A 22425-nucleotide genomic window follows, 5' to 3' on the forward strand; every position below is an offset into this window, starting at 1 on the left:
CGGCGGCTACGAGACGGGCTGCTGGAACACGTGCCGGCGGACCCAGGCGTGCATGGCGATGGCCGCCGCGGAGGCTGCATTCATGGAGCGAGTGGAGCCGAACTGCTCAATGGAAAGCGTTGCGACGGCGGCATCGTGAACCTCAGGCGTCAGGCCTGGTCCTTCCTGCCCGAACACCAGCACGCAGTTTTTGGGGAGGTCGTAGGTCTCCAAAGGCACAGAATCCGGGAAGATATCGATCCCGATCACCGCCAGCCCTTCCTCCTCAGCCCATTGGACGAAATCTTCAACGGTGGGGTGGTGGCGAACATGCTGGTAGCGGTCGGTGACCATGGCCCCGCGACGGTTCCACCGCCGTCGTCCAATGATGTGGACCTCTTTGGCGAGGAAGGCGTTGGCGGTCCGCACCACGGTTCCGATGTTGAGGTCGTGCTGCCAGTTCTCAATGGCGATGTGGAAGTCGTGCCGCTTTGAATCAAGGTCGGCCACGATCGCCTCGTGCTTCCAGTAGCGATACTGGTCCACCACGTTGCGGCGGTCACCATCCCTCAACAGGTCCGGATCCCAGTGCTCGCCAACCGGCAACTCACCCTCCCAAGGCCCGACGCCGACCTCGGGTTTCGCTTCCGCCTCGCCTTCCGCGGTGGCTACCCCGGGGGAATCGGCAGGAGTGGGCAGGGCTGCATTGGGGGGAAGGTCAGTCACCCCTCAACTTTAGCCCTGCGGCTTAGGGGCTGAGCGACCTTGAGCATGTCAACGTCATCGGGGGGTCGATGCCTGGAACGCTCAAGCATGGAGAGACTGCTAGCTTTCGGCAATGTGGTCCATGGAGCCGAGATGGACGCCCCAAACGGCCGTTTCTACAGCGGGCAGTTCAATGATCTCGAAGCCTTCGCGTGCGGGACCCGTGTAGGCATAGCCGGCGATGTTCTGCAGGCCACCTTCAACGGTCTCGTACTGCGCGACCGGCGTCGCCAGGGCCCCACACTCATCGCCGATGATCTCGGCAGCAGCGTCAAAGGAGGGACCCCCGCGTTTGCGACCGTCGCAGTGGCAGGAAACTCGGCACATGCGAGGTCGTGCACGTCGCAGAGCTCCGTCACCATGATTCTCAGCCTGCGATATGCTCCGGCGCGGTTCATTGAGGGAAACCCGATTCCACTAAATGGTCGATGGGATGCTCAAACAGGTTGACGTCGTACAGGATTTCGTCGGGAATGTTCCTGTCATCCGCGCGCTGTGCTGCATCGACACAGACTGGCCGCTGCTCGGCGGAGCGCTTTCCACCCGTGGCATTCATGAAGGCAGCGGGTAGTTGCTGGCCACTTCGGGCCACACGGCCTTTGAGGTGTTGCTAGTCAGAATTATTGAATTTGCAATTGAGCCTTCCGGGCCATCTGGCTCAGCACTGCCTCGACCTGACCCTTGTAAATCTCGAAAAGATTGATTGTCCGGAAATCCTCGCGCGCGGCCACGACGTAGGGGTAATCCTCCGGGTGTGCCGGGTAGTACTCCTGGTTCCACTCGACGTTACCGTTCGCCTCAGACTCCTGGCGTACGGCGACGCGCGCGGCGTGGGTTCCGCTGGTGGAAAGGACCAAATTACTGAACACGTGGTACTGGAACACGGCTTCGGTGCCCGTCCAGCCAGCACGGTGGATGGCCTCGAGGATGGCATTGACGGCACGCAATTCGTTCGGGCCACGGGTCACGCGGAAAAACGTTTGCGTCGCGGCCGCAGGGTGGGCAGCGAACGTGTGCCAAGCACGGTAAGCGAGGTCGCGCAGTGAGTCCATCCAAGACTCAGAGGGTTCGTAGCCATCGATCGACATGCCGATCAACTCGTCGGCGACTGCGAGGAGGATTTCGTCCCGGCTGGGGAAGTGTCGATACATCGCTGTGGGGGCGGCGCCAAGTTCTTTGCCAAGCCGGGCGAATGTCAGCCCGGGATTGCCGTGGTCATCGAGGATTCCGAGCGCGGCCGCCACGATGGTCTGCTTCGTGAGTGAACCGCGATGGAGCCGAGGTGATGCTGCGCCGGCCTGCGTAACAGACTCTCTCGTGGTGGTCATCCGTACCCTCCTATCTTGCACCCCGGCCCGGGACCCAGGGGTGCATGTCCAATACGGGATCGTAGTGTCTTTCAATCGTAACAGTAGTGAATGCCATTGACTAAGCTGCTCACTATCTCCATACTGAGTGTGTCACCGCTCACAGAAAGTTGGAGCGACTCTGTGGCCCCAAGCCAAGTCAAGGAGGAAAATGGACGCCTTAGGCACTCAGATCCGGCCCGGCGTCGCTGGCCCCGCCCCTGCCCTGCGGTACGCCTTCACCATTGTGGCCAAGGTGGCCCCGTACGTTCCGCTCATAGGCCGACCCGCCGAACAGATCGAATTGATTCCCATCACCGGTGGAGAGGTGAACGGTGAACTTGCTGGGGAGGTCATGCCTGGCGGCGCAGACTGGTGCACCGCTCGATCTGACGAGGCGTTTCAGGTCGAGGCTCGTTACGGCATCCGCACCCATGATGGACACTACGTCGACGTGGTCAACAGCGGCATCCTGCGCCACCTTGACGCTGAGACCGGCGATCCGGCGCAGATGCGCTACTTCATGACGTCACCCGTGTTCCGCACGGCTGCGCCGGAACTCCAATGGCTCACCCGTTCCGCATTCATTGGCCGAGCAGCCATCTTCGACGGCAACACAAGCATCGATGTCTACGAAATCACCGCCTGACCCCCATCACCCACCCGAGGAAGACCCCAATATGCGTACCAAGATCCTCTTGCCAATCGCGTGCCTTGCCACCGGTGCCCTAGCCCTCGCTGGATGCACCACCGGTTCGACTAGTAGCGATCCCGTCAAAAGCGGCGAGATGTCCACCGATACCATCCGCACCACACTCGAAGTGCCCACCTCGTTCGATCCGACCCAGACCCTCGGCCTGCCTGATTTCTGGATGACCCGTTTGGGCTTCGACACCCTTGTACGCCAAGACGACAACGGCCACTTCGCATCCGGCCTCGCCGAATCTTGGGACGTCAACCCGAACGGCGCCACCTTCACGCTTCGGGAGGGACTCACCTGCTCGGACGGGACTCCGATCACAGCCAGCGTCGTCAAAGACTCCCTCGAGTACCTGGCGAATCCGGCCACAGCCTCCCCGGTTATCGGTCAAGTCTTCGGTCCCGGCAACTCCGCCACCTTTGCGGCCGACGACGCCCGCACCGTCAAGGTCTCCCTCGGGGAGCCTTGGCCCGACTTGCTTTCCGGGCTGGCGATTTCCAGTGCGGGCGTCATCTGCCCCGCTGGCCTTAAAGATCCGAAGGCCCTCGCCGACGGCACCGCCAAGGGCGCACAATCCGGCCCTTACGTCCTCAGCGATCGTCAGCACGGCGTCTCCTACACTTTCACCCTCCGTGACGACTACCACGCGTGGCCCAAATACAGCTCTGAAGTGCCGGGAGTACCGGCCAAAACTCTAGTGTTCAATGTCGTGGGAGACCGCAACACCCAGGCCAACTTGTTGCTGAGTAAGCAACTCGACATCATCCAGATCGACGGCGCTCTCATGGAGAGGTTCAAGAACGAACCCGACTACACAGTCTCCACCCAGCCCTTTAGCGACTTCTACGTAATCTTCAACCAGCGCGAAGGCAGCCCCTTCCGCAATCCGGAAACCCGCAAGGCCGTCGCCCAGGTGCTGGACGCCAAAACTTTTGAGGGCATCACATCGAACGGACACGGACAAGCGAGCCGGTCCCTCGTGGCCGAAGGTACGACTTGCGCCGCACCCGACAAGGCGCCGGTGATTCAGAGCGATCCCGAGGCCGCCAAGAAGGTGCTCCAGGGCGTCGACATCCGGCTCGTCGGCCCCACCATCGCCGGCCCGCAGGGCTCAGGCAACGTGTACATCCAAGAACAGCTGCGCGCCGCCGGGGCCAACGTAACTCTCAAAAACTCCGACCTCGGCACCTGGGTTGGACAGGTCTACGGCGAGCCTAGCTCCTGGGATATGACCATGTTTGCCGATCTGAATTTCCCAGGCACCATGGCGAATCCGCTCACCGCCTTCATCGGACCCACCATCCAGGAGGGTGGCGGCAACGTCGGCGCCACGAATAACACCGAGACGGAGAAGGCCTTTGCGGCCTTCCGGGCATCGACCAACGCCGACGACACCTGCGCCGCACTGCAGGAGAGCATGCATAGTCTCATCGCCAACGCAGACGCCATCCCGCTGAGTAACAGCCCGCGCCTGACTGTCGCCGGGAAAGGCTTCGAAATCGCCCACCGGGGCAGCACGATTGACGACCCCATCCTGCGCATCACCCAATAGCCTGACCGACTCCCGGTCCGGCGCCCAAAGCTGGGGCGCCGGACCAGTAACCCAAGAAAAACATGGAGAACACCGTGGACCCTTTTAGTTCGGCCGTCGCTCTGGCCACCCAAATCAGGACTCGGCAGGTCAGTCCCTTGGAGGTCGCTAACCTTTACATGGACCGGATCGACGCATACAACCCGGAGATTAACGCCATTGTCTGGCGCAATGACGAAGAAGTGCGCCTCGTGGCAAAGCGCGCCGAACAGGCCGTGATGGATGGTGAAGACCTGCCGCCTTTCCATGGCGTCCCGCTGCCCATCAAGGACCTGACCAACGTTGCCGGGCATCCGAATACCCACTCCTCCTTGGCCATGTCGGACGCGCCCCAGGCGGAGAGCGACTTGAGCGCTGAGAAGTTGGCCGCAGGGGGCTTCCTGTTCATGGGCCGCACTAATAGCCCAGAGTTCGGGCCCCTCACGGTCACAGAAAACGCACGCCACGGCGCGACCCGCAATCCATGGAACCTGAGCCGCACTCCTGGCGGCTCCAGCGGCGGTGCCGCCGCCGCGGTGGCCGCCGGCTTCGCCCCCGCTGCTCATGCTTCTGACGGCGGGGGGTCGATCCGTGTGCCCTCATCTGCGTGCGGCTTGGTCGGGCTAAAACCCAGCCGCGGACGCGTACCCCAGCGCGTTTTCGGCTGGGAGCACTCGACCACGGAGGGAACGGTCGTCCGCCACATCGAGGACGCTGCCGCCATTCTTGACGTCATGGCCGGGCCAGATTCGCTGGCTTGGTACTCGGCGCCGGCCCCCGAGCGGCCCTTCGCCCGCGAGGTTGGGGCGGATGCCGGGAGGCTCCGCGTCGGGCTGCTGCTGGCCGCACCCACCGGAGTCTCCGTGGACCCGGAGTGCGAGGCCGCGGCAACCCGGCTCGCGTCGATCTTGGAGGGAATGGGCCACATAGTTTACCCTGTCTCGCCGACGTTTTTCTCTCGAGAGGCCATCGATGGGTTCCAGATGATCATCGGCGCCTCGCTCGCTGCAATGGACTACGATAACCGGACCCGCGTCGATCGGTACATCGCCCACCGCCTCGCCACCGCGGACGCGCACAGCGCCGGGGATTACGCAAGGGCATCGACCAGGCTCCAGCTGGAGTCACGGGTGATCACAGGCCAGTGGGGCCGCGAATTTGACGTCCTCGTTACACCGACCATGGCCTGTGAGACACCGCTCGTCGGGTCCGTATACGACGAGGCGAACAACGACCCCGCCGGACCCCGGTTGACCGAGCTGCAGATGATTTCTTTCACCTCGTTCTGCAATATCACGGGCCTGCCCGCAATCAGCCTGCCCATTCACACCTCCACAATGGGGATGCCCGTCGGAGCCCAGATCGTGGGAGGACCATATCAGGAGGCGACCTTGATCCGTCTAGGCAGCGCCGTCGAACGCCACGTCGGCTGGACCGGCGCGATTGCTCCGGTCTACGCCTGACCAGCCGCCCCAATAAGGAAGCACCAACATGGCCCTAACAATCAAGCCCCCCAGTACCGCGCCCGTCCGCGCAACCGGCAGCCCGCTGCGCCGCCGTCTTGCGTCCTCGCCGTGGCTGGACTTCGCCATGCGCCGGACCGGCGGGCTCCTGCTGTCCCTTTTCGTGCTGGTCGTCCTGACGTTCATGGTGGTCCCTCTCATCCCTGGCGACCCTGCCCTGGCCATCGCAGGACCTGACGCCAGCGCCGCCACCATTGAAAGATTGCGCCAGGAGCTCGGTTTGAACGACCCGCTGCTGGTCCGGTTCGCCGACTACGCGGGAGGGTTGCTTCAGCTTGATTTCGGCAATTCGTTCCGCTTTGGTGATCCGGTGTCCGGCATCATCCTCAGCAAGCTGCCCTACACGGCACAGCTCGCCGTCTCGGCAATTGTGATCGTACTGCTCGTCGCGGTGCCGGTCGGAATGACCGTCGGGGTCCTAACTCGCGGCGGCCGCCGACGGTGGCTGGACCTGGGCTTCAGCAACGTCGCCGGCTTCCTCGCCTCGCTACCCCCTTACGTCACCGCCACCCTTTTGATCATCCTTTTCGCCATCGTTTGGCGGGTCCTACCCGCTGGCGGAGCGAACAGCATGGAAGCGCTGATCCTCCCGATCGCTGCACTCGCCGTCGGTCCAACCTGCGCCGTCGCACGCGTCGTGCGGCAGGAGACCGCCGTGGTCTTGGAGCAGGACTTCATGAGGACAGCCCGGGGCCGCCGGCTGCCAGCGCTGCGCCTGTACCTTGTTCACGCGCTGCCCAATCTGCTGACGAGCACCCTGACCCTGACCGGCCTGATTCTGGCAAGTCTCTTAGGCGGCGCCATCATCATTGAGACCGTCTTCAATTACCCAGGCCTAGGCAACGAGATAATCCAAGCCATCATTTACCGCGACTATCCGCTGGTGCAGGGAATCATTATCGTCGTCGGCATCATCGCCACCCTACTTAACCTCTTGGTAGACATCATCCTCGGCATCATCGACCCGCGAACCCTAGGGGCGAAAACCCATGGCTAAGACCTTAAATACCAGCAATCGGCGACGCTCCCGTTTTAATCCGGCGCTAGTGGCTGGACTCGCGTTGATGGGGTCCATGGTGCTTGTCGCCGTGCTGGCACCACTGTTCCTCACACCCGCCGCCGAAAGCCTCACTGCAGACTCCCGACTCGGCCCCAGCACCGCGCATTGGTTTGGCACGGACGAGTTCGGCCGGGACATCCTGGCACGCTCGCTCGTGGCTACCAGGCTGACCCTGCTGATGTCGCTGGGCGCAACTGTTATCTCGGTGGTTGGCGGAATCGTCATCGGTTCCTCGGTGTGGCTGGCTCCTCGATGGATACGCGAGCCGGCGTTGCGGCTCATTGAGGCCGCCGTCGCCTACCCTTCGCTGATCTTTGCCCTGCTGGTAGCTGCCATCATGAGTCCCGGGAGTACGACGGCGGTCATCGCTATCGGCATCGCCGGCATCCCTTCGTTCGCTCGAATAACTGCAAACCTGGCCGCTTCGATCGCTCACAGGAACTACATCGCGACGGCCAGGCTACTCGGCGTCCCGGGCTACCGAATTGTCACGCGCCACCTGCTGCCGAACATGTCCGAGCCGCTGTTCGTCATGTCGGCGTCGGCGTTCGCACTGTCGTTGCTGGAGATTTCGAGCCTGTCCTTCGTCGGGCTCGGCGTCCAAAGCCCCCAATACGATTTCGGCCGGCTGCTAAACGAGGGGCTCATCGCGATCTTCGTTCAGCCTCTGCAAGTCGTTGCACCCTCAATCATGCTCGTGATAACCGGGCTCGCCGCGGTCCTCATCGGCGACGGGATGGCGTCCGCAGCCAACCCCCGGCGTGCTGCCCGCCGTCTGCTCCCGACCCGCCGCAACATGTCAACACCCGAGTCTGTCGCGCCCGCCTCACAGGCTCTACTCGAGGTGGACAACCTCAAGGTTCTTGGTCCGACAGGCGAGGAGATCGTCAAAGGCGTTTCATTCAACATGAAGCCCGGGGAGGTCCTGGGTCTTGTAGGCGAGTCCGGCTCCGGCAAGTCTCTGACCGCCATGTCCATAGCGGGACTACTCGCTGAGGGGCTTACGGCCACCGCGCACACTCTGCGGCTCGGAGACCTCGACCTGCTCACGACCCGAGACTCCCGTGCCATGGCACTGAACATCGGGCTGGTCTACCAAGACCCCGGATCAACGTTCAACCCCGCACTGCGGATGGGCCCGCAGCTGACGGAGGTCTCCAGGGTGCACTTAAACCAGTCGCGCCAGGAGGCCAACGCCACAATGATCGCCGCGCTTGACGAAATCAGCATCCAGCGGCCCGAGCTTCGGATGACCCAGCACCCGCACGAGCTCTCCGGCGGCATGCTTCAGCGCTCCATGATTGCAGCGTCCACAGTCACCGAACCGCGGCTGATCATCGCCGACGAGCCCACGACGGCACTGGATGTCACCGTCCAGGCCGATGTGCTGCGCAAGTTCCGCCGCTACAACCAAGAACACGGTACCGCCATCCTGTTCATCTCGCATGACATCGGCGTCGTACAGGAGCTCTGCGACACAGTCCTCGTCATGCACCGCGGCCGGATCCTGGAACGGCTCACGGGAGCGGAGCTAAAGGATGGCCGAGCTGAGCACCCCTACACCCGTGCGCTTCTGTCCGCGTCCCCCAGCATGACCGGCGAGAAGGGCAGGCTTCGCGCCGCCCAATGGAAGCCCGACGAGGAATTGGAGGTTACGCCATGACAACGAGAAGCCAGAGGGCCGACGAGGACAGCCCCACCGAACAGACAGGAACACCACCCATGCTCTCCATCGAGAAGCTCGCCGTCGGGGTGGGGATCGGGGCCCGCTACCTGCAGATCCTTGACAATGTGGATCTGGAGGTCCGTCAGGGCCAGACGGTAGGCCTTGTGGGCGAATCCGGCTCCGGCAAGTCCACGCTCGCCAAAACCTTAGTGGGCGAAATGCCCATTACTAGCGGACGAATCCGAATCGGCGGCACGGACGTCGGCTCCATGTCCCGCGCAGCGCGCGGCGGCATGCGCCGACGCGTCCAACTCATCCCGCAAGACCCCTACTCCTCGCTGAGCCCCCGCCGAACCATCGGGCAGACGCTGGCAGAGGCGATCGACCCACGGCGGGCCGATGCCCGGAGACACCGCGAGGACATCCACCATTGGCTTGGAAAGGTTTCCTTGGAGACCGACGCAGCCGAGCGGTACCCCCACGAGTTCTCCGGCGGGCAGCGGCAGCGCATCGCGATCGCCAGGGCGCTGGCAGTCAAGCCTGAGCTGGTCATCGCAGACGAGGTCACCTCAGCCCTGGACCTGACGACGCAGGCCGAGATCCTCAACCTCTTGGCCGACCTGCGCGAGGAGTTGGGGTTGACAATGCTGTTCATCTCACACAACCTCGCCGTAGTTCGCCACGTAAGCGACCAAGTCACCGTTCTATTCCGCGGCTCCGTTGTCGAGTCGGGTGACGTTGACCGCATCTACGACGCTCCAGGGCACCCCTATACCCAGCAATTGATTGCCTCCGTCCCGGGCGGGCCGGCATTCAACCTAGATGCGTAGGCGAAAGGCCCCCACGTCGACGACCGATTGTGTAGGCCTCAACACCGACCACCCCAACGATGCCGTGACTTTACCACCGGCTCGCCACCGAGGGACCGCTCAGCGCGAGAGCCATCCCTGGCCGGACATGCCGTCTGAAAGGAAAAATGAGCGATAGCGGAGCCCACATGACCAAGGGACGAGGGGCCTTCCTGGGGCGAATTTCGGAGCGTGCTTCGGACTCGATTCCCGCATGGCCTCACCGGCCCCGGCCCCGCGCCGGCGCGCCGAACATTGTCGTAGTTCTCGTGGATGATCTGGGTTTTAGCGACATCGCCCCTTTCGGCGCGGAGGTTGACACGCCTGCGCTCACGGAGCTCGCGGCCTCTGGGTACCGGCTGGCTAACTACCAGACGCCCCCGATGTGCGCGCCAGCGCGCGCGGCGCTCATGACCGGGATGAACCCGCACCGGGCCGGTTTCTCCTTCGTGCCGCATATCGACCCGGGGTACCCGCACGCCCGCATGGAGCTGCCGCACGACGCACCTACCTTGGCCGAGACGCTGCGGGCCGCGGGCTATGCCACTTTTATGGTCGGCAAGTGGCACCTCACGCCGGAGGCCCAAATGCACGACGGCGCGGACCGTTCGTCGTGGCCCTGCCAACGAGGTTTCGACCGGTTTTACGGGTGCCTTGACGGGTTCACGTCCCTGTTTCACCCGCACCGTCTTCTGCAGGACAACACACCGGTGGACCGTGATGAGTACCGCGCGGGGTACTACCTGACGGACGACCTGACCGACAAGGCGTTGAGCATGATCGGCGGGTTGCGCGCCAGCAACCCTGCAAAGCCGTTCCTGCTTTACTTCTCGCACGTCGCCGTCCACGCTCCGCTGCAGGCCAAGCCGGAGGATATTGAGAAATATCGGGGCATGTACGACAGAGGGTGGGATCACATACGCTCTGAGCGGTTTGCACGCCAGATAGGCGAGGGGCTGTTTTCCGAGCACACCCGCCCGGCCGGGCGAAACCATGAGACAGGCCTCGATGTCGTCCCTTGGGACTCGCTCGAGGACAGGCAGCGTGCCCTGTTCGCCCGGTACATGGAGGTTTACGCAGCGTCTGTCGATAACGTGGATCAAAGTGTGCGGCGTCTGGTTGACCAGCTCAAAGAGCTCGGCGAATACGAGAACACAATCATTTTGTTCACCTCTGACAACGGCGGAAGCGGGGAGGGCGGCGACGCCGGCACACGCAGCTATTTCAGTCGGTTTGTAACGGTCGGGCAACCCCTGCCTTCCGGTTGGCAGGAGGATGTCCCGCGTGATCCCAGCCTCATTGGCGGCCCGCGCTCCTTCGTGCATTACCCGCGCGGGTGGACTTACGCCTCCAATACACCGTTTCGCCTTTACAAGACCCATGCCTACGGCGGAGGGGTCCGGGTACCCATGGTCCTGTCGTGGCCTACCGGCTTGCCCCGAATGGCTGACGATACTGGTGTGCGCCACCAATTCGCTTACGCTACGGACATCGCGCCGACACTGCTTGACCTCGCGGGCGTGGAACCGCTCCGGCAGCTAGCGGGCGAACAAACCCAACCGCCAGACGGTCACTCCTTTGTTGCGTGGCTGCTCGACCGGACAGCACCTTCCGAACGCACGGGCCAGTACGTAGAGCTAAACGGGCGCCGGTCCTTCCAACAGGGCGATTGGAAGGCAATCGCCCCGATGGCCAACGGCCCGACGTGGTCGCCCGACGGATGGGAGCTTTATAACATCGAGGAGGATCCAGCCGAGACCCAGAACCTAGCAGCTGAGCACCCGGAGCGTGTCAGGGAGCTTGCGGACCTTTGGACGGCAAGCGCTTGGGAAAACGAGGTGTTTCCCCTCAATGACGACGGCTCGCACTTCCGGCGGCGCCCAGCAACTGAGCTCGTCCTCGAGCAACCGGTGACCATATACCCGGGTACCCCGACGCTGGAACGTTACCGCTCGGCAAAGCTCGTGGCGCTGCGCTCGATCGCAATCGACGTCTCGCTCGACTACCAACCGGGGGACGAAGGTGTCCTCGTCGCTCACGGCGACCAGGGCGGCGGCTACGTCCTTTTCGTCGAAGATGGTGTTCTTCACTGCGCGTACAACGAATACGGGTGCATGCGAAGAGTGTCGGCCGCCCTACCAACCGGAACCTCTCACATCACGCTGCGGTTGGACGTGCTACCTCAGCTACGTTGGCGCCTCGCACTCGACATCAACAGCCGGGAAGCAGCCTCCTTGGACGCAGTACTTCAGCTGGTCGGGCTGTGCCCCCTGACCGGTATTAGCGTCGGAGTGGACCGCGGCGGACCAGTCGATTGGGACCTAAACCAGCGTCACGGGGCATTCCGGTACCGAGGGCGCCTACACCACGTCCGATACACGCCCGGGCCCAAGGCCGACTATCACGACGAGGAGCTAGTCGACATCGAGCAACAGTCCGCCGTGAAGTTTGACTAGTACTGACATCTGCGTCGCGTATCACGTAGCCCGAAACGGTATACGTGGCTAATAAGGACTGGGTACCGTCCTGGCAGTAATGACCGCGGTGCTGCTAATTCCGATTCCGCCGATCTCTGTCCGTGTAAAGGCCGCATCAACACGGTCGCCCTACCGAGCTAATGTGGCCGCGATTTCCAAACCGTCTACCCTTCGCCCCATCGATCCGAAGGCTCGCCGTGAACACCCGCACCGTATATACAAATGTCATTATCTTCACCGCCGACGGCCCTGAAGCCGCAGCCTTTCTCGTGAAGGACGATCGCTTCGGATACGTGGGCAGCGAAGCTTAGGCCCTGCGGGCCGCAGGACCTGCCGCTGCCGTCGTTGATCTAGGCGGCGCATTTGCCCTGCCAAGCTTCATTGACGCCCACACTCATCTGCTGATGATGATGGGACAGGCCGTGCAAAAAGTTGCGCTGCGTGACGCATCAGACCTCCTTGAAATCCAGCGCCGCTTCCGGCAAGCCGCAGGTGATCAACCTGAAGCGCCACGCATTCTCGGTGCAGGCTGGCTCTATTCCGCACTGGGCGGCGCCGCCCTCATCCGTCAAATGCTCGGCGAGGCCGTCCCTGATCGTCCGGTCTACCTGGACGCGAACGACCTGCACTCTGTCTGGGTCAACAGCGCGGCCCGGGCCGAGCTGGGCATCGACCACACCACGTTCGACCCCGCCGGCGGCAGCATAAGCCGCGACCCGGCCACCGGCAAAGCGGACGGAATGCTGTACGAGACCGCCGCCCACCAAATCATCCGGCCCGCCCTGGCGAACACAGGCACCGATGAAGACCACGACTCGAGTCTCGAGGCCGCCTTTGAGTACTATCTCAGCTCCGGGTGACCAGCGCGGTGGACATGGCAGTCCAAGAAGACGACCTTGACGCTTTCAAGCGTGCCCTCCACCTCCACGGTGGCTCACTGACTTTTCCGAGCATTGGTCCTCACGCCCGGGGGTGAACACTGCGTCGTGCGTCCATCCCCGCCACGATTGCCTCCAACCCCAGTTCAAACGCTTGATCTGCGGCAGGCGCACAGCTATTTGTCCGACCCCGGGCCCGCAGCGCGGCGTTGAAAACCGGTACTTTGTCGGCGAAGTCGCCAGGTTCAAGCATGTCCGCGGGGGCTACCGCGTCGAGGGCGGAGCCGAGGATGAAGTTCTCCAGCGCCACAATATTGTTTACGACCAGTTGTTCCGGCCATCCGCCGTCCCGAAAGCCTGCGGCTACTGCCTCGTACATCGTAAGGGTGCGGTGCGCTCCAGCGACTGGGAGCGTCGCCAGCAATGCGATGGCATAGGGATGGGCGGCGAACGCTGCCCGGTAGGAGCGGGCCCAGCGGGAGACCGCTTCGGGCCAGGGCCGGGTGCCAAAAGCCGAAGTGTCGATCCGGTCCGAAATGACTTCCCGCATCCCCGCCAGGACTTCTTTCTTGCCACCGACGTGGTGGTACAGGGCCGGAGTCTTAACACCCAGGTCAGCGGCCAGCGCGGCCATGGTGAAGTCTTCCGGGCCCGTCCGTTCGAGGACATCGAGAGCGGCCGCCAGTATCAGTTCCCGGCTCAGGACGCTCTTGTTCGGCCTCCCGGCCTTGCGCTGCAGCGTGTTTGACATTTGCCCCTTACCCCTTGCAGGTTGCCTACATCACATCATAGTGTTGGATTCAGTTAATTTAATCACGTTAAATTTTTCGATGGAGTCTCTATGGTGCTGACCGTCTTCCATTCCGGAACTATTGCCATTTCCGATGCTTTTGAGCCACCTGGGGAGGCACGTCCGACGGCCCTCGCTGTGCGGGACGGTGTCATCGAGGCCATCGGCGACGCGGCCCTGGACCTGCTGGGAGAGGCCACCGAGACTGTGGATCTGGCAGGACTTCACCTGTCACCCTCATTCGCCGACGGCCATGCCCATCCGCTCTTCGGCGGCCTTGAGGACCTAGGTCCGCAGATCCGATCGTGCGTCTCCGTGGAGGAAATCGCGGACTCTGTCCGCGAATGGGCCAAGGCCAATCCGGGCAGTGGCTGGATTGTCGGCGCCAGCTACGATGCCACACTGGCTCCCGACGGAATCTTCGACGCCGAGTGGCTCGACGCCACGGTCGCTGACCGACCGGTACTGCTGAGGTCCTGGGATTATCACACGATCTGGGTCAATTCGGCCGCCCTACTGGCGGCCGGAATCGACAGGACCACACCGGACCCGGCGCGCGGCCGGATCGTGCGCCGCCCGGATGGATCGCCAGTGGGAACGCTCATGGAGGCCGGCGCTATCGAGCTGATCGCACGGGTGCTGCCGGAATACACCTTGGAGCAGCGCATGGCCGCACTTCAGGCAGCCACGGCTAAGTTCGCGGCTGCCGGCGTCACCTGGATCCAGGACGCCTGGGTCGAGCTCAAAGACCTACCCGCCTATGAATCCGCGGCGGTGTCCGGGCGCCTCGACGCCCGCATCAATCTTGCCTTCAAGGCCGAACCCGCGGACTGGAACGTCCAGACCGAGACCTTCATGGGGGCACGCGAACGCATCGAGGAGCTCGCCAGCCCCATGCTGACGGCCAACACGGTGAAGTTCTTCATCGACGGCATCATCGAAAGCCGGACCGCCTGCATGCTCGCCCCCTACGCCGATGCTCCAGCAGAAACGGGACTGCCAAACTGGGAGCGTGACCAACTCCACGACGCCATGGCAGCCTTCGACGCCCTGGGGTTCCAGTTACACCTCCACGCGATCGGTGACGCCGCAGTCCGGTTCGCCCTGGACGGGCTCGAGGACGTACAAAAACGCAATGGCCGGCGTGACCGGCGCCCGGTCATTGCCCATCTTCAGGTAGTGGATCCCACCGACATCGGGCGCTTCGCGGACCTCGGGGCCGTGGCCAATTTTGAACCACTTTGGGCCTGCGAGGACGAGGTCATGCGGTTGCTAACGATTCCCCGTCTGGGTTCCCCACGGGCGGACTCGCAGTATCCTATTGCCTCTCTGGCGCGGGCCGGCGTCCACATATCCTTTGGCAGCGACTGGCCTGTCACCGGACATCAGCCGGTGCCAGGGCTGGCCACGGCAGTAACGCGCCAAGGGGCCCACTATCTCCCCGACGGCGGCTGGATCCCGAACGAACGGGTCGACGTCGACACCGCGCTGACCGCATACACCTCCGGCGTTGCCCACCAAGCCTTCGCGGAGCGGAGTTGGGGTGCTCTGCGTCCCGGCATGAGTGCTGATCTCGTCCTGCTCTCGGAAGACCCGAGGCGCGTCCCTGACGATGGGCTAGCCGCCATCGCCGTCGTCGGCACCTGGCTCGCAGGCCGCCCCACCTACGCCACCAACCTCCCAAGATCCGGCTCGCTCACGCGAACGCAATCATGACAGCTGGAAGGACAGCCAAGTAGCAGAGCCGTACCCTCAACGATGCCGCCCCGCAGCGATACGCGGCCGGGCCGCGGTTAAGCTTCCCGATTTCCGGAGTGCTCCGGAACACCGCACCATAAACTTATCCGGAGGCCGCGATGGGAAAAGATTCCGCAGTTATTAACACCACACGGCCCACCGAAACAGCCGGATCCAGCCAGACCGCCCACGGCACTCCTCGCCTTGGACAACATCAGCCAATCAGTCTCCCCCGGCATCGTGTTGCTGGCCTGGGTGTGGAGAGGCCGGGGATTCCTATCATTGAGTAGGCTGTGGCCCCTCGACGGCGTCCGTCTTCAGATGCCGTCGGCCAGCAACGTCACCACCCTTCCGTGAGTACTTTGTCCAGCATTCGCAGGAAGAATCGGGCGCTCTCGGCGGTGAAGCACAATGGTGGTTTGATTTTGAGAATGTTCTGGCGGTCCCCGGTGGGCAGCACAATAATTCCAAGCTCGAGCATTCTGTCGCAGATCGCGCGTGTTTCTTCCGCGGCCGGTTCCAGCGTGACGCGGTTACGCACGAATTCAAGTCCTTGGTACAGGCCTTTGCCGTGGACAGTTCCAATGATGTCGTGCTTGGTCATGAGTTCGCTAAAACCGTCAGTGAGGATCTGCCCTACTGCAGCCGCGTTCGCCTGCAGATTGTCGGATTCGATAACGTCCAGGACGGTCAGACCGATACGGCTGCTCAGCGTGCTACCGCCGGATGAGGAGAAAAAGTCACCTTGGGCTGCCAGGGCATCGGCTATCTCGCGGCGAGTAATGACAGCCCCGAGAGGATGGCCATTGCCCATGGCTTTTGCCATCGTAATGATGTCCGGTTCAGCGCCGTGCTCTTCGAAACCCCAGAAATGGGAGCCCAGCCGCCCGTAACCAACCTGGACTTCATCAGCGATGCATACGCCGCCCTGGTTTCTGATAATGGCGTACATGGCGTCCAGATAACCTGGTGGCGTTCCGATGGCTCCGGCATTGCCATTTCGTGGCTCTGCGATGAAGGCGCCGATGGGTTTGCCGGATCGTTCAAGCTTGTGCAGTAGCCGTGCCGCATCCTCTGCATATCGTGCCCCTGCACCTTCACCGCGGTGAGTGCCTCGATAGTCGTTGGGGGCATCCACCACATGGACCCAAGTCGGCCGACTTTGCGCTGCCTGGGGGTTGTCCGAGGTCGAGGTGGAAACAGCATCGGCTGCAAGCGACCACCCATGGTAGGACTCTTCACAGCAAAGTACGTTCTCTCGATTGGTGAAAGCCTTGGACAGGCGAAGTGCCAGGTCCACGGCCTCTGTGCCGCTGTTGACCAGGAAGACGGTGTCAAGCGTCGTGGGAACCTTGGTCAACAATCTCTCTGAGAAATCGGCCACAGCGTTGTAATTGAACCGCGAATTAGTGTTCAGCCTGCTCCACTGTCGGTACGCCGTTGCAGCAATGACCGGGTTTCCGTGGCCCAGGACTGAGACATTGTTGACCATGTCCAGGTAGTGGCGACCGTTCGTGTCTATGAGATGTTCTTTCCATCCTCTCTCTATCCGAGGCGGCGCGTTGTAGTAGTAGCCCTGCAAAGGGTTGTAAGCACCTCGACGGCGCTCCAACACTGACTGGGCGTCACCCGTCTTCGACATTTCGGACGCCGCGATTACCGGAGCTCCGACGAGCAGCTGTACTGGATCCTTGTACAGGGCCGCGTAGCCGCAGAATTCTGAAGCCCTGACGAATCGGGGAGAGTGCAAGTTGGCGTGCTCCCGCCCGCCGTGAGTGCGCCAGACTGTTGTTCCTGCGGCACCAATGAGACCCAGCAAATCTCCTGCGTTTACCGTTGTTACCTTGCCTGGGGAATGAGCGACCTCTACAAGTCCTTGGAGGATGACTGTGTCCTGGGAGCCGCTAAGTGTCACGACTGCAGTTTGGGGGTCGACGGTTGCTGAACCCGCGAAGGGGGCGTAGATGCCCAGTCGGTTCCGTGCGTGGACCTCGACGGCAACAGCGACGTTGGCTGCTTCAAATTCGCTGTGGGAAGTTGCCCGAGTAAGCCGGGCTTCACCAAATCGGGTCAGTACAACTTCGGCGTCCAAGAGATGCCGGTCCAGGATGTACCGTTCCTGCCTTGGCCCATCCAACCAGGACCCTTCACTGAAGGAGTCGCTGTCCCACCCTAGATTTACTGTCACAGATTGAGTGCGCAGCATGGGTTGCGCACTTCGGGTCCCCAAGGGGGTTCCGGCTGAAGTTTTGGGTTTACCAACGGCTGCCCTGATACTGGCTTCGGCGACATCCCAGTCGAAGCTTGCCGGAACGTTAAAACACTCCCATTCGCGATCGATGGCTGAGGAAGCGTACCCGTTCTCTGGATCGACGGCGATTTGCTGTTCACCGCTGACCGCAAGCACCGCTCCGCGTAGAACGATCAGGGGCCACAAAGCTGTAATCTCAGCTTCGGTCAGAGGAAGTACTTCATTGAAAGCCTCGATGAGGGGAAGAATCGACAGCGGCTCCCCAGGGGCGTGGTGAAATACCGATGCGCAAGCAACCGCGAGCTCGCTGATTCGCCAGCTGTACATCGCGTCGCCGAAATCGATGATACCCACGATCCGCGTGAGGCCTTCTTCATCTATGCAGAAAACGACATTGTCGTCGGTAATGTCACCGTGGATTGCTTGAACAGGCAACTCGTCTCTGAGCGGCCGGAGTCCTTTCGTGAGACGGGACAAGGCACTCTCAAGCAAGTTGCGCTTGTGAGGATCCCGCACGAAGTGCAGCAAGTCGGCAACTACTTCTTCGCCTACTCTAAGGTCCCACTGGAGGGCCCGATCCAGCCCTGGGTGCTCCAACCCGGCCAGGACAATAGAGGTCTCTGCAAGTGTTCGTCCCAAAGCGCCCAAGACCGTGGGGGATAAGTACTGCCTGTCAATGAGCGGCGTCCCGTCAACGAAGGTGAGGAGTCGAACGCAGTGACCCCTGCCTGCAATTGAGGTCGTGTGTACTGGAAAACCTGCAGATGAGGACGTCGGGACCGGTGCATTGAGGCCAGCGGCGACCAACCTTTCCATCGCTGCGTTCTGGGCCGCAATTTCATCAGATGAAAACGCCGGATTGCTGACCTTCAACAACCATTGCTGACGGTCATCGGACACTAGGAAGTTGCGGTCCTGCTGACTACCCAACTCTCTGATGGACAATACATCCACACCGAAGAGGTCCCGCGCCAGGTCAGACGCTTCCTGCAGGGAAACATCAGGGCGGGGAAGGCCTTCTTGGTCATTAACGGAAATAGGCATAGTTACTCACTCTGGCATATGGATGACGGATAGTTACTGACAGCGTACTAAAAATCATTATTCGTCATTGTATATGCTTGCTCTATGGATGAACCAGCTATCCCTCAAGAATCGTTGCCCGATCCTGCTGCGGCCCAGAACCAAGGACTAGAGCATGTGGACGCTGTAGACCGGGTGCTGATCACTCACCTGCAGAAAGATGGCCGCGCGCCGTACTCGGATCTAGCATCCGCGACAGGATTGTCTGCAGGTGGGGCCCGCCTGAGAGTCAGGCGGCTCAAAGAACGTGGAATTTTGGACGTGGTAGGCGTGACCGACCCCCTCAAACTGGGGTACCGGAGCATGGCAATGCTCGGCATACGAGTTGGGGGTGACGTCGAAGAAGTCGCCGACGCCCTTGGGGACATGGAAGAGGTTATCTATGTGGTCCTCGCCGCGGGTTCCATCGACATTCTCGCCGAAGTCATCGCGCCCGATAACGAAGGCCTCTTCGACGTCATAAACCGACGGATCCGCTTCGTGCCCGGCATAGCCTCCGTCGAAACCTACACCTACTACCGGACACACACCCACAGATTCAGCTGGGGGGTTCACTAGCATTCCACGCTGTCCAGATGTTTAGCCAAAGCGCTTGTAGCGCAGACAGCCGGCGGCGTTGATATGGTGCGAATGACCGGGTTTCCGAGCGTGAAGCGTCAGCAGACTGACACTCTAGGGCCCTAGCCCATCTTCCACTTGTTGATGCGGTACGAGTTGCCCAATTGCTCGACGAGCCCCGGGCGTGCATCCCAATACGTTTTGTGGCCACTCACACCCAGCATCTGCGGGGTGCCCCACGGTGTGACGGAGAACAGGTTCACGGCTTGAATCTCTTCACCGCGGGCGTTGGTGCAGGTGAAGCCGATAACCACAGCCTCGCCTCTGCGGAATTCACGGATTTCCGGCATGGTGGTCTTGAAGTCGGCCGTGCACTTGTGGCCCACCAGGTTCTGGGGCAATTCGGTAGCAGTCATCCCCTTGTAGCGGGTTTCGATGTCCTCGATGGCCTTCTTGATCTCCGCCGGGTCCTTGCCGAACTTGCCTTCCTCAGACTCCGCAAAGAACGCGTAGGCGAGCGCAATTCCGTCTCCGTCGGCCTCCACAGTTCCTTGGGCCTTCTTCTGGATTTCTACACCGGTGGTGGGGTCCTTGGTGATGCCGAACGACTCGTCGTGGGTCCACTCGGCCAGGTACTGGAAGGAGGACTCACCCGAGACCCACTTGCTGAACAGCGGATCGCCATCAGCCGGTACGTTGCCGGGTCCGGCCAATTCGTCCCACCCTGCGGGCAGGGGAATGGCATCAGCGGGGATCTCGGAGGATGCCGAGGCGTCCCCGGAAGGTTCAGCCGACGGCTCGGCTGCGGCCTCTGATGCTTCTTCGGAGGACGTCACCGATGGCAGCGGAGTGTCAACTGCAGTCGGCTTGGTCATGGACGGGATCAGCCACGTGAACGTCACCACCAGCGCAATAATCACGACGACGGCCACACCACCCAGGATGAGGAACAGCGACTTCTTGTTGTGGTCGCCCGGGTTCTGGCCGGGTCCGCCCGGCTGGCCCGGCTGGCCCGGGTAACCGCCACCCGGCGGAGGAAAGCCGGGCTGCCCCTGCTGGGCCTGCGGGTAGCGGTGGACGGTTTCGGCGTACGCACCGTCGGGATGCCCTGGCTGGTTTCCTTGCTGCTGCGCAGGGAACGCCTGGGTCGGGTCGGGCTGTGATGGGAAAGCCTCAGTCTGGGCTTCCGGCTGATACATGGGCTGACTTTGCCCGGGCTGGTACTTGCTGTACTGGTCCTTGCCGGTGTCGTATCGCGGCTGCGGGACGCCATCCGGGTTGTAGGGAGGCTGAGGCACTCCGTTGTTGTTGCTCATGACAGGCCCTTTCACATGCGGTGGTCACCGGGATGTCTCTGGGGACACCTGGTGACGATCCGGAACGAGGGGACCTGCTAACAATGCGGCGGCACCTAAAAATTCACCATGTCGATCCCCCGACCCACGGTGGTGGCACGCCGGCGCCAACAAGCCCAGCGCCGCAACAAGCGTAGTCGAGCATGTCGCGCCCAACACAAGTCAAAGCAGCTATCCATATGGGCAGAACTATCCACATAAGGGGAACTCAGGATGTCCCGCCGCCCGAATGATGAAAGACTGGGTTGCAGTGCATGTACAACCCCAGCCGGAGGCAAATATGGCAGATGAAACCACGTCCACATCGGTTTACCGGAACGGCCACGAAATCGAATGCTGGCTCACGGACATGGACGGCGTCCTGGTTCACGAAAACCAGGCAATCCCTGGCGCGGCTGAGCTGATCCAGCGCTGGGTGGACACATCCAAGCGCTTCCTGGTCCTGACCAACAACTCCATCTTCACTCCCCGTGACCTCGCAGCCCGCCTGCGCGCGTCCGGCCTGGAAGTCCCGGAAGAGAACATCTGGACGTCCGCGCTGGCTACCGCCCAGTTCCTCAAGGACCAGGTCCAGTCCTCGGATTCGGGCAACCGTGCCTACACCATCGGCGAAGCGGGACTCACAACGGCCCTGCACGAGGCCGGGTTCATCCTCACCGACACCGACCCGGACTTTGTGGTGCTCGGCGAAACCCGCACCTACTCTTTCGAAGCGATCACCATGGCCGTCCGCCACATCCTGGCCGGCGCCCGCTTCATCGCCACCAACCCGGACGCCACCGGTCCCTCAAAGGATGGCCCTATGCCGGCAACCGGAGCCATCGCGGCCATGATCACCAAGGCCACGGGCCGGGAACCTTACATTGTTGGCAAGCCGAACCCCATGATGTTCCGCTCCGCCATGAACCAGATCGACGCCCACTCTGAGACCACGGCAATGATCGGCGACCGCATGGACACGGACATCGTGGCCGGCATGGAAGCAGGCCTCCACACAGTCCTGGTACTTAGCGGCATCACGCAGCGCGAAGAAATTGTGTCCTTCCCGTTCCGGCCCAACCAGATCCTGAACTCCGTGGCCGACCTCAAGAGCCAGATCTAAAGAGGACAAAACCGTGGCTGTGCTCAATCTGCGTCCCTTGGCCGGCGGCCGGATACTCAGGGGAAGCCAGCCGTTCGGTTTGGATGCCGCTGCAACATCGGGTTTCCTGGCGCAGCACGGCATCCAGGCAATTGTGGACCTGCGGAGTGAGCTTGAGCGCTCGTTGGTTCCGTGGCTGGTTCAGGACGACGGCGACGGCGGGCCTGCCGCCGTCGTCCCGTCCGCCGTCGAACTCATCCATAACCCGCTGGACCCGAACGCCATCGCCGGGTCGCTACAGGCCGTGGAAACGGCCGAAGACCTCGGGGATCTGTATCTGGGATGGATCCGGCTGCGGCCCGAATGGGTGGGCGATGCCCTGCGACCGGTCGCCCGCGGTAAACGTACGCTGGTTCACTGTTCGCTGGGCAAGGACCGGACAGGTGTGGTTTCGGCGATCGGGCTTCTGGCAGCAGGAGTGGCAGAGGACCAGGTGGTAGCAGACTATGCGGCCACCACAGCCAACCTGCCGGACGTCCTGGAAGTCATGGCAGAAACGTGGCGGCTGAGCGTCCCCTCAACACCGGCGGAGTATTTCAGCCCAGACCTCATGATCCTGCAGAGCCCCGAAGCTGCCATGCGGCATTTCCTGGCCCGCTTCGCACAGGAGTTCGGCGGCGTGCGAAACTTTCTGCGTGAGGCAGGCCTCACCGCCGTCGAGGTTGAATCGCTGCGGGAAGCTACCTGACAGGGCCTGG

The 22425-nt window shown here is 62.2% G+C and carries 19 protein-coding genes; 12 read left to right on the forward strand and 7 right to left on the reverse strand.

The genetic code is table 11. The features are described 5' to 3' along the window. Nucleotides 1–6: 6 nt before the first annotated feature. From RIF72_RS16530 to RIF72_RS16545, 4 genes are all read right to left on the reverse strand, one after another. Nucleotides 7–678: a TrmH family RNA methyltransferase gene (locus RIF72_RS16530; protein ID WP_375164242.1), complete on the reverse strand. Its 672-nt coding sequence runs from the start codon at nucleotides 676–678 to the stop codon at nucleotides 7–9. A gap of 126 nt (nucleotides 679–804) precedes the next feature. Further along, complete coding sequence (locus tag RIF72_RS16535; protein WP_309075930.1) at nucleotides 805–1071, reverse strand: hypothetical protein; 267 nt, start codon at nucleotides 1069–1071, stop codon at nucleotides 805–807. A 67-nt stretch (nucleotides 1072–1138) separates the two neighbouring features. Further along, nucleotides 1139–1336, reverse strand: coding sequence for a hypothetical protein (locus RIF72_RS16540; RefSeq protein ID WP_309075931.1), 198 nt, complete (start codon nucleotides 1334–1336; stop codon nucleotides 1139–1141). 28 nt (nucleotides 1337–1364) lie between these two features. After that, entirely contained in the window at nucleotides 1365–2072 is a 708-nt protein-coding gene (locus RIF72_RS16545; protein ID WP_309075932.1) for a TetR/AcrR family transcriptional regulator, read from the reverse strand. Nucleotides 2073–2262: 190 nt separating this feature from the next. On the opposite strand from RIF72_RS16545, the gene RIF72_RS16550 reads away from it, so the two are divergent. The 8 genes from RIF72_RS16550 (at nucleotide 2263) to RIF72_RS16585 (ending at nucleotide 12794) form a co-directional block, all read left to right on the forward strand. Continuing rightward, nucleotides 2263–2739, forward strand: a complete 477-nt coding sequence (locus RIF72_RS16550) for a DUF3237 domain-containing protein (RefSeq protein WP_309075933.1) — start codon at nucleotides 2263–2265, stop codon at nucleotides 2737–2739. Further along, nucleotides 2717–4342, forward strand: coding sequence for an ABC transporter substrate-binding protein (locus RIF72_RS16555; RefSeq protein ID WP_309075934.1), 1626 nt, complete (start codon nucleotides 2717–2719; stop codon nucleotides 4340–4342). Before RIF72_RS16550 ends, RIF72_RS16555 begins: the two co-directional genes overlap by 23 nt. 74 nt (nucleotides 4343–4416) lie before the next feature. Further along, nucleotides 4417–5823: an amidase gene (locus tag RIF72_RS16560; RefSeq protein ID WP_309075935.1), complete on the forward strand. Its 1407-nt coding sequence runs from the start codon at nucleotides 4417–4419 to the stop codon at nucleotides 5821–5823. Between the two features lie 28 nt (nucleotides 5824–5851). Further along, the gene (locus tag RIF72_RS16565; RefSeq protein ID WP_309075936.1) at nucleotides 5852–6880 is read left to right on the forward strand and encodes an ABC transporter permease; all 1029 of its coding nucleotides are present in this window, start codon (nucleotides 5852–5854) and stop codon (nucleotides 6878–6880) included. Continuing rightward, nucleotides 6873–8606 (forward strand): dipeptide/oligopeptide/nickel ABC transporter permease/ATP-binding protein, encoded by a 1734-nt coding sequence (locus RIF72_RS16570; protein ID WP_309075937.1) that lies wholly within the window; start codon nucleotides 6873–6875, stop codon nucleotides 8604–8606. The genes RIF72_RS16565 and RIF72_RS16570 overlap by 8 nt, the downstream gene beginning before the upstream one ends. Beyond that, nucleotides 8603–9439 (forward strand): ATP-binding cassette domain-containing protein, encoded by an 837-nt coding sequence (locus RIF72_RS16575; protein ID WP_309075938.1) that lies wholly within the window; start codon nucleotides 8603–8605, stop codon nucleotides 9437–9439. The genes RIF72_RS16570 and RIF72_RS16575 overlap by 4 nt, the downstream gene beginning before the upstream one ends. A gap of 146 nt (nucleotides 9440–9585) precedes the next feature. Then, entirely contained in the window at nucleotides 9586–11913 is a 2328-nt protein-coding gene (locus RIF72_RS16580; protein WP_309075939.1) for an arylsulfatase, read from the forward strand. Between the two features lie 422 nt (nucleotides 11914–12335). Beyond that, nucleotides 12336–12794, forward strand: a complete 459-nt coding sequence (locus tag RIF72_RS16585; RefSeq protein WP_309075967.1) for an amidohydrolase family protein — start codon at nucleotides 12336–12338, stop codon at nucleotides 12792–12794. A 100-nt stretch (nucleotides 12795–12894) separates the two neighbouring features. Here RIF72_RS16585 and RIF72_RS16590 read toward each other — a convergent pair whose 3' ends face one another. Continuing rightward, nucleotides 12895–13563 (reverse strand): TetR/AcrR family transcriptional regulator, encoded by a 669-nt coding sequence (locus tag RIF72_RS16590; RefSeq protein ID WP_309075940.1) that lies wholly within the window; start codon nucleotides 13561–13563, stop codon nucleotides 12895–12897. 90 nt (nucleotides 13564–13653) lie between these two features. Between RIF72_RS16590 and RIF72_RS16595 the strand changes: the two genes are divergently transcribed. After that, nucleotides 13654–15318 (forward strand): amidohydrolase, encoded by a 1665-nt coding sequence (locus RIF72_RS16595; RefSeq protein WP_309075941.1) that lies wholly within the window; start codon nucleotides 13654–13656, stop codon nucleotides 15316–15318. 361 nt (nucleotides 15319–15679) lie between these two features. Here the strand turns inward: RIF72_RS16595 and RIF72_RS16600 are convergent, their stop codons facing one another. Next, nucleotides 15680–18634, reverse strand: a complete 2955-nt coding sequence (locus RIF72_RS16600) for an aminotransferase (protein WP_309075942.1) — start codon at nucleotides 18632–18634, stop codon at nucleotides 15680–15682. An 84-nt stretch (nucleotides 18635–18718) separates the two neighbouring features. On the opposite strand from RIF72_RS16600, the gene RIF72_RS16605 reads away from it, so the two are divergent. Beyond that, nucleotides 18719–19231 carry an Lrp/AsnC family transcriptional regulator gene (locus tag RIF72_RS16605; protein ID WP_309075943.1) on the forward strand — a complete coding sequence of 171 codons (513 nt, stop codon included), beginning with the start codon at nucleotides 18719–18721 and terminating at the stop codon, nucleotides 19229–19231. Between the two features lie 122 nt (nucleotides 19232–19353). Here RIF72_RS16605 and RIF72_RS16610 read toward each other — a convergent pair whose 3' ends face one another. Continuing rightward, nucleotides 19354–20547, reverse strand: coding sequence for a hypothetical protein (locus RIF72_RS16610; RefSeq protein WP_309075944.1), 1194 nt, complete (start codon nucleotides 20545–20547; stop codon nucleotides 19354–19356). 319 nt (nucleotides 20548–20866) lie between these two features. Between RIF72_RS16610 and RIF72_RS16615 the strand changes: the two genes are divergently transcribed. Together RIF72_RS16615 and RIF72_RS16620 are read left to right on the forward strand one after the other, a co-directional pair. Continuing rightward, complete coding sequence (locus tag RIF72_RS16615) at nucleotides 20867–21688, forward strand: HAD-IIA family hydrolase (protein WP_209755182.1); 822 nt, start codon at nucleotides 20867–20869, stop codon at nucleotides 21686–21688. 13 nt (nucleotides 21689–21701) lie between these two features. Next, on the forward strand, nucleotides 21702–22415 hold the full coding sequence (locus RIF72_RS16620) for a tyrosine-protein phosphatase (RefSeq protein WP_309075945.1): 714 nt from the start codon (nucleotides 21702–21704) through the stop codon (nucleotides 22413–22415). Nucleotides 22416–22425 lie beyond the last annotated feature (10 nt).

The organism is Paenarthrobacter sp. (assembly GCF_031180005.1).
Classification (GTDB): Bacteria; Actinomycetota; Actinomycetes; order Actinomycetales; family Micrococcaceae; genus Arthrobacter.

Coding starts and splice junctions, on each gene's coding strand:
- RIF72_RS16535 (WP_309075930.1), bottom strand. CDS start 1,071: ATGTGCCGAGTTTCCTGCCACTGCGACGGTCGCAAACGCGGGGGTCCC.
- RIF72_RS16555 (WP_309075934.1), top strand. CDS start 2,717: ATGTCTACGAAATCACCGCCTGACCCCCATCACCCACCCGAGGAAGAC.
- RIF72_RS16580 (WP_309075939.1), top strand. CDS start 9,586: ATGAGCGATAGCGGAGCCCACATGACCAAGGGACGAGGGGCCTTCCTG.
- RIF72_RS16595 (WP_309075941.1), top strand. CDS start 13,654: ATGGTGCTGACCGTCTTCCATTCCGGAACTATTGCCATTTCCGATGCT.
- RIF72_RS16610 (WP_309075944.1), bottom strand. CDS start 20,547: ATGAGCAACAACAACGGAGTGCCTCAGCCTCCCTACAACCCGGATGGC.
- RIF72_RS16550 (WP_309075933.1), top strand. CDS start 2,263: ATGGACGCCTTAGGCACTCAGATCCGGCCCGGCGTCGCTGGCCCCGCC.
- RIF72_RS16605 (WP_309075943.1), top strand. CDS start 18,719: ATGGATGAACCAGCTATCCCTCAAGAATCGTTGCCCGATCCTGCTGCG.
- RIF72_RS16565 (WP_309075936.1), top strand. CDS start 5,852: ATGGCCCTAACAATCAAGCCCCCCAGTACCGCGCCCGTCCGCGCAACC.
- RIF72_RS16575 (WP_309075938.1), top strand. CDS start 8,603: ATGACAACGAGAAGCCAGAGGGCCGACGAGGACAGCCCCACCGAACAG.
- RIF72_RS16570 (WP_309075937.1), top strand. CDS start 6,873: ATGGCTAAGACCTTAAATACCAGCAATCGGCGACGCTCCCGTTTTAAT.
- RIF72_RS16590 (WP_309075940.1), bottom strand. CDS start 13,563: ATGTCAAACACGCTGCAGCGCAAGGCCGGGAGGCCGAACAAGAGCGTC.
- RIF72_RS16600 (WP_309075942.1), bottom strand. CDS start 18,634: ATGCCTATTTCCGTTAATGACCAAGAAGGCCTTCCCCGCCCTGATGTT.
- RIF72_RS16545 (WP_309075932.1), bottom strand. CDS start 2,072: ATGACCACCACGAGAGAGTCTGTTACGCAGGCCGGCGCAGCATCACCT.
- RIF72_RS16615 (WP_209755182.1), top strand. CDS start 20,867: ATGGCAGATGAAACCACGTCCACATCGGTTTACCGGAACGGCCACGAA.